The following is a 12639-nucleotide window of genomic DNA, read 5'->3' on the forward strand; positions in this document are numbered from 1 at the left end:
CTTCATTGGTATTTTTATGTTACCGATACGAATGAACCGGGTGGGAGCGATCCCTGTGGCTGATATCGGTCTTTGGAAGGCTGAAATGGCAAAATGATAGGCCCACATACAAACGGGCCTAACAGAAGTGGATTACTGGGTTTTAGCTTGTGCGTCTAGGAAACGCTCAGCGTCCAGTGCTGCCATACAGCCGGTACCAGCAGAAGTGATTGCCTGACGGTAGATATGGTCCATAACATCACCTGCAGCGAAAACACCTTCAACGCTGGTCTGCGTTGCGTTGCCTTCTAAGCCTGACTGCACCTTGATATAACCATTGTGCATGTCCAGCTGACCTTCAAAAATACCAGTGTTTGGTTTATGGCCAATAGCAACGAATAGACCCATCACATCCAGCTCTTCAGTATTGTCAGACTGCGTGTCTTTAATACGAACGCCAGTCACACCCATGTCGTCGCCCAGTACTTCATCCAGAACACGGTCAGTGTGCAGAACGATATTACCATTCTCGACTTTATCCATCAGGCGGTTAACCAGAATTTTCTCCGCACGGAAGCTGTCACGACGGTGGATCAGGTGAACTTCTGAAGCGATGTTAGACAGGTAAAGCGCTTCTTCAACAGCCGTGTTACCACCGCCAATTACTGCCACTTTTTGGTTACGGTAGAAGAAACCGTCACAGGTCGCACAAGCTGATACGCCGCGGCCTTTGAAGTTTTCTTCTGACTCCATACCCAAATACTGAGCAGATGCACCCGTTGCGATAATCAGTGCATCACAGGTGTATTCGCCATTGTCGCCTTTTAGGCGGAAAGGGCGTTGGGTCAGGTCAGTCTCATTGATGTGGTCGAAGAGGATTTCAGTATCAAACTTCTCAGCGTGCTCTTTCATACGCTCCATCAGTGCTGGGCCAGTTAGACCTTCAGCGTCACCCGGCCAGTTCTCAACCTCTGTCGTGGTCGTTAGCTGACCGCCCTGTTGCAGACCAGTTACCATCACTGGGTTCAGGTTAGCACGCGCCGCGTAAACTGCAGCGGTGTAACCAGCAGGGCCAGAACCTAAGATTAGAAGGCTTGCATGCTTTACGTTGCTCATTATTTCTCCGGGTGGATTTAGTGTTATGCAATGGAACCGATTGTAGGGAAATTGTAGAGCTAAAGAAAGGGCACCATGCGGTGCCCTTTATCGAAAAATGTTATCTGTTATTACCCTTCAATTAAGCCAGCGTGGCCTTTGGGTCAACATATTCCAGATCAAATGCTTCCGCGACTTCACGGATGGTGACTTTACCGTCAATCACGTTAAGGCCGTTCAGCAGGTTCTGATCAGAAAGCAGCGCGTCGCGATAACCCAAGTTTGCCAGTTTCACTATGTAAGGAAGGGTGGCATTGTTCAGTGCAAATGTGGAAGTACGGGCTACTGCGCCGGGCATGTTTGCTACACAGTAGTGAACCACATCGTCGACAATATAGGTTGGGTCGGCATGTGTTGTTGCTTTCGAGGTTTCGAAACAGCCACCCTGGTCGATAGCAACATCGACGACTGCTGCGCCTGGTTTCATGCGTTTAATGTGGCCTGCGTTTACCAATTTTGGTGCTGCTGCACCAGGGATAAGCACTGCTCCGATGACCAAATCTGCGGCGAGAACGTGTTTTTCAAGAATTTCTTCTGTTGAATATAAAACTTTTGCGCGTCCCTGAAACTCTTCGTCCAAAGCACGAAGTGTATCGATGTTGCGGTCTAAAATTGTGACATCTGCCCGCATTCCAACAGCCATTCTTGCTGCATTTGAGCCGACCACGCCGCCGCCTAACACCACTATTTTAGCGGGTTCAACGCCAGGAACACCGCCTAGCAGCATACCTGCGCCACCGCGCGATTTTTCCAACGCCTGTGCACCCGCTTGAATAGACATTCGTCCTGCAACCTCTGACATCGGCGCCAGAAGTGGCAATCTACCCTTAGAATCTGTTACGGTTTCATAGGCTATACAGACAGCTTTGCTCTTGATAAGGTCTTGTGTCTGTGGAAAATCTGGTGCAAGGTGCAAATAGGTAAACAATATTTGCCCTTCGCGAAGCATGGCACGTTCAACTGCCTGTGGCTCTTTGACTTTGACAATCATTTCAGCAGCTGCGAAGACATCTTCTGCAGTTGGAAGAATAGAAGCACCAGCCTTGATGTAGTCATCATCGCTGAAGCCGATACCCGCGCCCGCCTGGGACTGGACGTGAACAGTGTGGCCATGGGATATCAGCTCGCGAACGCTGGCAGGGACCATGCCTACACGGTACTCGTGGTTTTTGATTTCTTTAGGTACACCAATGATCATCCTAAATCCTCGCTTCTTTATAGAGTTATTGGCTGTTGTTTTGTAATATTGTTGTATTTAGAGCTAGTATAGTTCGCCAAAAGCCGGATTTGATGCTAAATATATAAAATATGTTAGAAAAAATGGCATTTAACATTGCAAGGAAGTAAAAAGGTGGAATAAAAAATGGTTGAAGCCAAAAAGAAACCCTCCAAGGAATTGGACCGTATTGACAGAAATATTCTTAATGAACTTCAGAAAGATGGGCGTGTTTCAAACGTCGAGCTTTCTAAGCGAGTAGGACTGTCGCCAACCCCTTGTCTTGAGCGTGTTCGTCGTCTTGAGAGACAAGGTTATATCTCTGGGTATACCGCGTTACTAAACCCTCAATTTCTTGATGCGTCGCTGCTGGTATTTGTAGAAATTACCCTGAACCGTGGTGCTCCTGATGTGTTCGAACAGTTTAACAAGGCCGTTCAACAGCTTGAAGATATTCAGGAATGTCATCTTGTTTCCGGTGATTTCGACTACCTGTTGAAAACGCGCGTATCAGATATGTCTGCTTATCGTAAGCTGCTGGGTGAAACCCTGCTGCGTCTTCCAGGTGTTAATGACACCCGCACCTATGTAGTGATGGAAGAAGTGAAACAGACCAACCATCTGGTGATCAAAACGCGTTAACATGCTCACAGCCCTCAGACAAAGAGGGCTGAGATAAGTGTTATATTCTACAAACCGAGTAGCTTGCTGCTCGGTTTGTTTTTTTGTTTGGTGTACACTTTTGCAAAAGCATGGGTATTAACCCAGTATTTTCTCGTCAACTATGCGATTTTGCTTGGCGAGTACTAAGGCAAACAACATAAAAAAACAAAGCCACTAAAACGATTTCAGGGCTTAAAGTTAGAAAGATAGGTGATAATGGAGTTCTTCTTGCGCCAGGAGCAGAAACAGACAGACACCTCACGTCGATTGAACGGAAAACAACGTTTGAAAGAGAGCGCACTGATTATTGCGCTGCTGTCTGCTGTCTTCTTCCTAGTATCTCTGCTCAGTTACGATTCATCAGATCCATCATGGTCTCAGACTGCATGGGATGGTCCAGTACAAAATGCTGCAGGCAATGCCGGTGCATGGGTGGCTGATACCCTGTTTTTTGCATTGGGTACGCTTGCTTATCCACTTCCTTTTCTCCTGCTGCTTGGTGGTTGGGTTTTCTTCCGTCGCCGAAGTGAATCAGAACCACTGAACTACACCATTCTGGCAACCCGAATCCTCGGTGTTGTGCTGCTGCTGTTAACCAGTTGTGGTTTAGCGGATCTCAACTTCGATGACTTCTGGTTCTTTTCATCCGGTGGCGTTGTTGGCGACGTGCTGACAGAACTTTCAATGCCTCTTTTTAACCTACTGGGGACAACGCTGGTCTTTATGTTCCTGTGGGCGGCGGGTTTTACCCTATTCACTGGTATTTCATGGCTGACAATTGTCGATACGTTAGGTGAAAAGACACTGTCAGCTATCACTTGGTTGGTGAACCGGGCCCGTGGTGATAAGCCTCAAATGATTGGCTCAACTGTTGATACATCAGAGCCTGCCGAAGATGTGGACGAATCAGATCCCCTATTTGCTAAGCCCGTAGCGAAAAAACGGGAACTGGCAGATGTCTCTCTGCTAAACAAAGCGCAGCGTGTAGATGAAGGCGACGAAGATAACGTGGTTACTGTTCCGCCAGTGATTCATGCTGCGATGGCAACAAATGCAGCCTCGTCAGAACGCAAAGAGCCAGTGATGACATTGGAGCCAGAAATCGAAGAGCCTGTCATCGCGCCTGAGCCAAAGCCAGTTTTTGTCAGCAACAGTCAAGAAGCCGAGATAAATGATGACGCCGAAGTACCTGCTGAACCAGAGCAGGTCAACCAAACACTGATTTCGGAAACGGCTTCTGAAGAAGCTTCTTCAGAAGAGAGCATGGCCGAGAGCGATGGTGCTCCTTGGGATGACGATGTCAACTTCGGTTCGACAGAGTCCGTCGTGATTGAAGAGACACGAGAAGACATTGTTATTGGTAACACTGACGGCTTGTCGGAACTTGACCGCGCTCAGGCAGAATCAGTGATTCCGGACGAAGAGGAGGACCCTTTCCTCGAAACCATTCGTGAAGCGCAGAAAAATGCGGCGGGTGCTGTGCATCCGTTTCTTATTAAAGATGAACCGAACCTGCCGAAGCCGAAAGAGCCGCTGCCAACCATTGACCTTCTTGACCCTCCGCGCAACACCGCAACCCGTGCATCGGATGAAGAACTGCAGTATCAGGCTCGCTTGATTGAAACGCGCCTCGAAGAATACAAAATCAAAGTCACTGTGAAGGGGATTTTCCCTGGTCCGGTTATCACGCGCTTTGAACTTGAGTTGGCACCGGGTGTGAAAGTTAGCCGAATCATGAGTCTGTCAAAAGACATTGCCCGTTCGCTATCAACCAGTGCAGTTCGTGTCGTTGACGTGATCCCAGGCAAGCCATATATCGGCCTTGAGTTACCGAATACCAGCCGTGAAACTGTGTTCATGTCTGAAGTGGTAGCGAGTGAGCGCTTCCAGTCTTCGAAATCACCGCTGTCAGTTGTTCTGGGTAAAGACATTGCCGGTGAAGCGATTGTAACGGACCTCGCCAAAGCGCCACACATGCTGGTGGCAGGTACAACAGGCTCCGGTAAATCAGTCGGTGTCAACGTGATGATCGTCAGCATGCTCTATAAAGCGGGCCCGGATGATGTCCGTTTCATCATGATTGACCCGAAAATGTTGGAACTTTCGGTTTATGAAGGTATCCCACATTTGTTGACCGAAGTGGTCACTGACATGAAAGACGCCGCCAACGCGCTTCGTTGGAGCGTGGCGGAAATGGAGCGTCGTTACAAGCTGATGTCTGCATTGGGTGTTCGAAACATTGCGGGCTACAACGACAAGATTCGTGAAGCTGCTGAGGCCGACCATCCGATCCCTGACCCGCTTTGGAAGCCAGGCGACAGCATGGATGAAACCGCACCAGTGCTGGAAAAACTGCCTTACATTGTTGTGATTGTCGACGAATTCGCAGATTTGATGATGGTAGTGGGCAAGAAGGTAGAAGAGTTGATTGCGCGTCTTGCCCAAAAGGCTCGTGCAGCAGGTATTCACCTTGTGCTGGCTACACAGCGTCCATCTGTGGACGTGATTACAGGTTTGATTAAAGCAAACATCCCAACCCGCATGGCGTTTACGGTATCAACCAAAACAGACTCGCGAACCATTCTGGACCAGGGGGGCGCGGAGTCCCTATTGGGTATGGGTGACATGCTGTTTATGCCTAATGGGTCGAACCATCCGGCGCGTGTCCATGGTGCCTTCGTGAATGATGACGAAGTTCACCGCGTGGTCAGCAATTGGAAGGCACGTGGTAAGCCACAGTACATTACTGAAATTACCAGCGGTGACCAGGGCAGCGATGGTTTGTTGCCGGGTGAGGCTCCAGAGGGCGGGGACGGCGAAGAGCTGGATCAGCTTTTTGACCAAGTCGTTGAGTTTGTGACCGAATCTCGCCGCGCATCAGTCTCAGGAGTACAACGCCGCTTTAAAATCGGTTATAACCGAGCCGCGCGTATTGTTGAACAGTTGGAAGTGCAGGGCATTGTCAGCCCGCCAGGCCATAACTCGAATCGTGAGGTGTTGGCACCGCCACCACCGCCAAGAGATTGATTGGAATTAGAATGAAAAAAATGTTGTTCTCTTTGCTGTTGGTTGCTCCTGCAGTGTTTGCAAACCCGCAGCAAGAACTGAATTCTCGCTTGTCAAAGCTCAACAGCTTCACGGCGAATTTTGAACAGACCGTCACCAGCCCGGAAGGGGATGTGATCAGTGAAGGCGAAGGCAGCCTAGCCATGAAGCGCCCAAATCTGTTCAATTGGGAAACTGTCACGCCGGACGAAAACTACCTGATTTCAGACGGTGAAACGCTGTGGTACTACAGCCCCTTCATTGAACAAGTCACAGCTATGCGGCTGGACGATGCGACTTCACAGACGCCATTTGTTCTGCTGACCCGCAACAATCCAAGTGATTGGGAAGACTACAACGTTAAACAAGAAGGTGATACTTTCACCTTGTCTCCAAAAGAAGCCTCAAACTTGGGGGAGTTTGTTGTTAGTGTGAAAGCTGACGGCAAAATTACCGAATTTGCTGTGGTGGAGCAGGACGGCCAACAAAGCCGTTTTGAGCTGGATGATGTGAAGAACGTGACACCCAAAAACTCACTGTTCAGCTTTACTGTTCCAGAAGGTGTTGAGCTGGATGACCAGCGACAGTAATCAGAGAAGGCTAATTTGAGTAACCTCAGTCTGGATTTTGCGGACGACTTTCGCCCCTTGGCCGCGCGCATGCGGCCAACTAATCTCGCCGAATACATAGGCCAAAAGCACCTCCTCGATGAAGGCAAACCACTCCGCCGTGCACTTGAAAGTGGACAGCTGCATTCGATGATCCTTTGGGGGCCACCGGGTACGGGTAAAACCACGTTGGCGGAAGTGGCAGCCGGTTATGCCAATGCGGAAATTGAGCGGGTATCTGCGGTTACATCCGGTGTTAAAGATATTCGCCTCGCGATCGATAAAGCTAGGGAAAATCAGCTGGTAGGTCGCCGCACTATCCTGTTTGTGGATGAGGTGCACCGCTTCAACAAAAGCCAGCAGGACGCTTTTCTGCCGCATATCGAAGACGGTACCATCACCTTTATCGGTGCGACGACGGAAAACCCGTCTTTCGAATTAAACAACGCTCTGCTCTCCCGTGCCCGTGTTTACAAGCTTAAGTCTCTTGATACGGATGACGTGTTGGAAGTGATCGACCAAGCGCTGTCTGACAAAGAGCGTGGATTGGGAGCTGAAAATCTGGAATTCGCCGAAGGTGTAAAAACGCAATTGGCGGATTTTACCTCTGGCGATGCGCGAATGACGCTGAATTATCTCGAACTTCTGTCAGACATGGCAGAACCAGATGCCAGCGGTAGAAAGCTGATCACCTTGCCGTTGTTTGCCGAAGTAGCGGGAGAGAAGATTGCCCGTTTTGATAACAAGGGTGACCTTTGGTACGACCTGATTTCTGCTTTCCACAAATCTGTCCGCGGCTCTGATCCGGATGCCGCCTTATATTGGTATGCCAGAATTATCACGGCTGGTGGCGATCCGCTCTATGTTGCCCGTCGATTGTTGGCAATTGCTTCAGAAGACATTGGCAACGCTGACCCACGCGCAATGGAAATTGCGATTAATGCCTGGGACTGTTTTACCCGTGTGGGGCCGGCCGAAGGCGAACGTGCGATTGCACAGGCTACCGTTTACATGGCATGTGCGGCGAAAAGTAATTCGGTCTATGTGGCATGGAAAGCGGCTTTGCGTGATGCCAAGATGCACCCAGATTACGAAGTACCTAATCATCTTCGTAACGCACCGACCACATTAATGAAAGAAATGGGGTACGGGGATGGGTATCGATATGCCCATGATGAGCCAAACGCCTATGCGGCTGGTGAGAGCTATTTCCCTGAAGAAATGAAAGGCACGCGATACTACCAACCAGTAAATCGTGGTATGGAAATCAAAATCGCAGAAAAGCTGGCGTTTCTTGAGCAGTTGAATGCAAATAGCCCTCGAAAACGCTAGGAAATAAAGGTCAATTTGGGTATTGTTTTACCCAATAAATGTGGTGGTTAAAGTCACCAATCTCAGGAAGAAAAATCCTTTCAATTTGACGTTGCCATAATAGTGCGTGGCAGCGTCAACTTCTTTTAAGGCACTGTTTAACGATTCACAGGATTAACATGCTGGATTCAAAACTACTTCGTACCGAGCTGGACGCAACAGCTGAAAAACTGGCACGTCGTGGCTTCAAGCTTGACGTTGACACTCTCCGCAATCTGGAAGAAAAGCGCAAATCGCTGCAAGTACGCACCGAGGAGCTGCAAGCTGAGCGTAATGCACGATCCAAGTCCATTGGTCAGGCGAAGGCGAAAGGTGAAGATATCCAGCCACTGCTGGCAGCGGTAGAAAACCTGGGCGATGAGCTGAATAAAGCGAAAGCTGAACTGGCAGAGCTTCAGGAACAACTGAATGACATCACTATGGGTGTGCCAAACATCGCTGATGATGCAGTGCCAGTAGGTAAGGACGAATCAGAAAATGTAGAAATTTCTGTTTGGGGCGAGCCTAAAACTTATGATTTCGAAGTTAAAGACCACGTTGATCTAGGTGAGCTGACTGGCGGTCTGGATTTCGCAAGCGCAGTGAAACTGTCTGGTTCACGTTTTATCGTGATGAAAGGCCAGATGGCGCGCCTGCATCGTGCCATTTCACAATTCATGCTGGACTTGCACACCACCGAGCACGGTTACACCGAAATGTACGTGCCTTACTTGGTGAATGCAGACAGCCTGTTTGGTACCGGCCAGCTGCCTAAATTCGGCGAAGATCTGTTCCACACGCAGCCAGCGACCGAAGAGGGCGTGGGCATGTCTCTTATTCCAACCGCTGAAGTGCCGCTGACCAATATGGTACGTGACACTATCGTGGAAGAAGCCGAACTGCCTATCCGAATGACAGCTCACACGCCATGTTTCCGCTCAGAAGCAGGTTCATATGGTCGTGATACCCGTGGTCTTATCCGTATGCACCAGTTCGATAAAGTGGAACTCGTTCAAATCGTGAAGCCAGAAGATTCAATGGCAGCACTGGAAGAGCTGACTGGCCATGCTGAGAAAGTTCTGCAACTGCTGAACCTTCCTTACCGTAAGGTGATCCTGTGTACTGGTGATATGGGCTTTGGCTCAACAAAGACTTACGATCTGGAAGTTTGGGTACCAGCGCAAGGCACTTACCGCGAGATTTCGTCTTGTTCAAACATGGGCGATTTCCAAGCACGTCGTATGCAGGCGCGCTTCCGTCGTAAGGCTGAGAAGAAACCGGAATTGCTGCACACACTTAACGGTTCAGGACTGGCGGTTGGTCGCACCATGGTAGCAATCCTTGAAAACTACCAGTTGGAAGATGGTCGAATTGAAGTGCCTGAGGTACTTCGTCCTTACATGGGTGGCCTGACTCACATCGGTTAATACAATCGAAATCTCAAAAAACCGGTCTTCGTGGCCGGTTTTTTATTGAAAACAGAAAATTACCCTTTCTGCGCTGCCTAATTTACAATGCATATGGTTTAATAAAGTACACTTAATTAGTGATATATTAATACACCTTAATTGATGAAACCATTTTCATAATATCGGTAAACAATCATGTAAATCATAAAGTTAATAAAGTATCAATTAAATTGTGGTTATTTGTTTGCAACCTTATCATTTCCTTCCTGTTTATTCGTCTACTATTACTTATTAGAAATCGTCGCAACTAAGAAAGGGTAGTGTCGTATGCGAGTCAATAATCCTGTAACGGATAAAGAAATAAAGTTCCCCGCCGATTACAATTTGCTCTCAACAACCGATCCACGCGGTATCGTTAAGTACGCGAGTAAGGATTTTTGCGAAGTGGCGGGCTACACGTTAGACGAAATTGTGGGTCAACCACACAACCTTGTTCGTCACCCCAGCATGCCGCCTGCAGCATTCCAGAACATGTGGGACTTTATCAAAGCTGGTAACAATTGGATGGGCTTGGTAAAGAACCGCACTAAAGACGGCGATTATTATTGGGTAAATGCTTTTGCTTCCCCTATCAAACAAAATGGCCAGATCGTCGAATTCCAATCTGTACGAACGACGCCTGACCGAAAAGCGGTCCAACGAGCAGAAAAAGTCTACCCACAGCTTCTCGCTGGTAAAACACCCTCAGCGCTGAAAATGCCGCGTACCCGTATGTGGCAACGTGCAGCAATGTGGTTTGTCCCTGGTGCTATCCTGGCTGGTGCTGCTGGCTTCTTTGCTGGTTTCGCAGCAGCGGTTGCGGTGCAATTTGTTTTCTCTATTGTGGCGATGTTCATGCTGACGCGACGTCTGGAGAATGTCACTAAACTGGCGAAAGAAGCATACGACAACCCATTGATGGAATATCTCTACAACGGCGCGATAGATGATGTTTCAGAAATCGAGCTGGCACTCAAAATGCGCGCGGCCGAGATTAACGCTGTTGTGGGACGTATTCTCGACGGTAGCGACCAAGTTCTCAATGCTGCCAGCAACGCTAAAGTAAATGGTGAGCGCACCGCGAGCAATCTTGAAAACCAGAATGCGGAAACTGAGCAGATAGCAGCGGCAATTAACGAAATGTCTGCAACAGCTAACGATATGTCCGGCAACACACAGAGCGCTTCAGATGCAGCGACGGAAGCACAGGATGCCACCCTCACCGGTATGGAAACGGTTGGTCAGACTGTTGATGCGATTCAGAACCTTGCCAAGCAGCTTAGCGACGCGTCAAGTGTGATATCCGAGCTGGAAGAACACGGCAAGCGTATTGGTTCTGTGTCTGATGTTATCCAGGGTATTGCTGAGCAAACCAACCTTCTGGCACTCAACGCCGCCATTGAGGCCGCACGTGCCGGTGAGCAAGGCCGTGGTTTCGCCGTGGTGGCGGATGAAGTACGTGCGCTCGCACAACGTACACAAGAGTCTACGTCTGAAATCCAGGATGTTATCTCCCTTATTCAAAACGGAACGCAGCAAGCGGTTGATGCAATGGCGCGAGGCACTACCCTATCAGGTGAGTGTGTGACCAGTGCAGAAAAAGCGGGTGATGCGCTTCGTCGTTCACAGGAATTGGTGTCTGATATCAATGACCGTAACCATCAGGTTGCGACAGCGGTTGAAGAGCAGGCAGCGGTTTCTAATGAAATGAACGGTAATATCCAGTCTGTGTCTGAACTGTCTCACCAGTCTCTGAACATTGCACAAGAAACGGTCCAGGAAGCAGACAGCTTAGTGAATGCACTAACAGCGCAGAAACAATTGGTCGCACAGTTCCGACGTGTCAGCTAACGCGGAAAACAAGTAAAGACCACCTGCAGAGCAGGTAGTTCCCAAACGGCTCCCGAGAAGGGAGCCGTTTGTATTTTGTTTCTTATTTAACTTTATATGGCGCATTTCCTCTTCCTTGACAATCTTATAGTGGTTTCTTGCTATCTTCGAATTGTCTCTTCGTTAACATCTATAGATTCGACAAACTATCCCTTCGGTTAGAAGTGGCTACCTCAGAATTCTTTTATTCTCGAGCACGGAAGCTTGGTAAACATCTGCTCTTGCTATTTATTCCTTCAATTTGCTGGTGACTTATGAGGACGGTAATTAGCGTGAGTCCTTTAAGGGCTTAGCCCAAGGTTAAGGATTACCTCTTTTATAAAAGAGGTAATCCTGACAACAAAAAAGGTCAGCCCTAAGGCTGACCTTTTTTTGTACTTGATTAACTAACTGGCTTTCATTGGAAGGGCTTTGAAATCTTCTTTAGCCTTAACTGGCTCGTTATCAGCAGTGCGAACAATAAGTTCACGGTCAAAAAGGTGAAGAAGAATAACGCTTAAGTCCTGACTGATTTTAATCAGTGAGGATGCTGGGATCTCTTCTTCTGTTGAACGGATAACAGAATCGAAACGGTTGTCCACACGATCAAAGGCTAGCGTTGCATCACCGCTCGACATCAAAGAAAGCTGGTGCATACGTTTTTGCAAAATACGGCTTTGGAGATTCACTGACTGCCATGCCGCTGTTTTCCCTTCTGCAAGGCGCATTACAGCTTGTTCATAACGAAGTTGTGCTTCTTTGGTGTCAATCCAGGTTTGCCAGAATGCTTGATACTCTTCATAAGTCGCGTCCATTGTGCCTTCTGCCAGATAAGAGCGTGTTACTTCGTCGATGATGTAAATCAAATGGTCTGACGCTCTGTGGTGTATCGCATACCAGCCTGCTTTAGACTGATTTGGAAGTGATGACAACACCTGTTCCATTCGAGACTTCAATACCCGGAACAAAGGACGTTGAGGATTGTTACACTCAATCAGTAATTGGTCGCAAAACTCCGCGATCTCTTTGCGAGCTTTGCTTGCTTGAGGAGATTGTGGGCAGCGAATGTAGCGGGTGTTGTGGTCATGCAACATCCAAAGCAATGAACGAAGATCGCTGATTTGCGAACGGTAGTGGTCGCGACGGGATTTCTGCGAGCTCGACAGACCTTTCGTCATGCGAACTAACCAGTTTGGAGTGATGATAGATAACAGTGCCATAACTTGTTCCTCTTTCCTGAGTGCCTGAACAAGTAGTGCAGTGTGTGTGCCAAATTAAAATATCTTAATAAACAATGAGATGCGAA

Annotated in this window: 9 protein-coding genes; 6 read left to right on the forward strand and 3 right to left on the reverse strand. The window is 48.4% G+C overall.

Annotated elements, in window-relative coordinates; genetic code table 11:
* Positions 1–132: 132 nt before the first annotated feature.
* Together trxB and ald are read right to left on the reverse strand one after the other, a co-directional pair.
* Positions 133–1095 carry a thioredoxin-disulfide reductase gene (gene trxB, locus GCE9029_RS02305; protein ID WP_062660849.1) on the reverse strand — a complete coding sequence of 321 codons (963 nt, stop codon included), beginning with the start codon at positions 1093–1095 and terminating at the stop codon, positions 133–135.
* 121 nt (positions 1096–1216) lie between these two features.
* Positions 1217–2332, reverse strand: coding sequence for an alanine dehydrogenase (gene ald / locus GCE9029_RS02310; protein ID WP_062660850.1), 1116 nt, complete (start codon positions 2330–2332; stop codon positions 1217–1219).
* 165 nt (positions 2333–2497) lie between these two features.
* Between ald and lrp the strand changes: the two genes are divergently transcribed.
* From lrp to GCE9029_RS02340, 6 genes are all read left to right on the forward strand, one after another.
* Positions 2498–2992, forward strand: coding sequence for a leucine-responsive transcriptional regulator Lrp (gene lrp / locus GCE9029_RS02315; RefSeq protein ID WP_040528471.1), 495 nt, complete (start codon positions 2498–2500; stop codon positions 2990–2992).
* Positions 2993–3229: 237 nt separating this feature from the next.
* Entirely contained in the window at positions 3230–6040 is a 2811-nt protein-coding gene (locus GCE9029_RS02320) for a DNA translocase FtsK (RefSeq protein WP_062660851.1), read from the forward strand.
* Positions 6041–6051: 11 nt separating this feature from the next.
* Positions 6052–6648 (forward strand): outer membrane lipoprotein periplasmic chaperone LolA, encoded by a 597-nt coding sequence (gene lolA / locus GCE9029_RS02325; RefSeq protein ID WP_062660852.1) that lies wholly within the window; start codon positions 6052–6054, stop codon positions 6646–6648.
* A 15-nt stretch (positions 6649–6663) separates the two neighbouring features.
* Entirely contained in the window at positions 6664–7998 is a 1335-nt protein-coding gene (locus GCE9029_RS02330; RefSeq protein WP_062660853.1) for a replication-associated recombination protein A, read from the forward strand.
* Positions 7999–8156: 158 nt separating this feature from the next.
* On the forward strand, positions 8157–9443 hold the full coding sequence (gene serS, locus GCE9029_RS02335) for a serine--tRNA ligase (protein ID WP_062660854.1): 1287 nt from the start codon (positions 8157–8159) through the stop codon (positions 9441–9443).
* A gap of 309 nt (positions 9444–9752) precedes the next feature.
* Positions 9753–11315, forward strand: coding sequence for a methyl-accepting chemotaxis protein (locus GCE9029_RS02340; RefSeq protein ID WP_062660855.1), 1563 nt, complete (start codon positions 9753–9755; stop codon positions 11313–11315).
* A gap of 425 nt (positions 11316–11740) precedes the next feature.
* Here GCE9029_RS02340 and GCE9029_RS02345 read toward each other — a convergent pair whose 3' ends face one another.
* Positions 11741–12553, reverse strand: a complete 813-nt coding sequence (locus tag GCE9029_RS02345) for a hypothetical protein (protein ID WP_062660856.1) — start codon at positions 12551–12553, stop codon at positions 11741–11743.
* Positions 12554–12639 lie beyond the last annotated feature (86 nt).

It is taken from the genome of Grimontia celer (assembly GCF_900055185.1).
GTDB lineage: Bacteria > Pseudomonadota > Gammaproteobacteria > Enterobacterales > Vibrionaceae > Enterovibrio > Enterovibrio celer.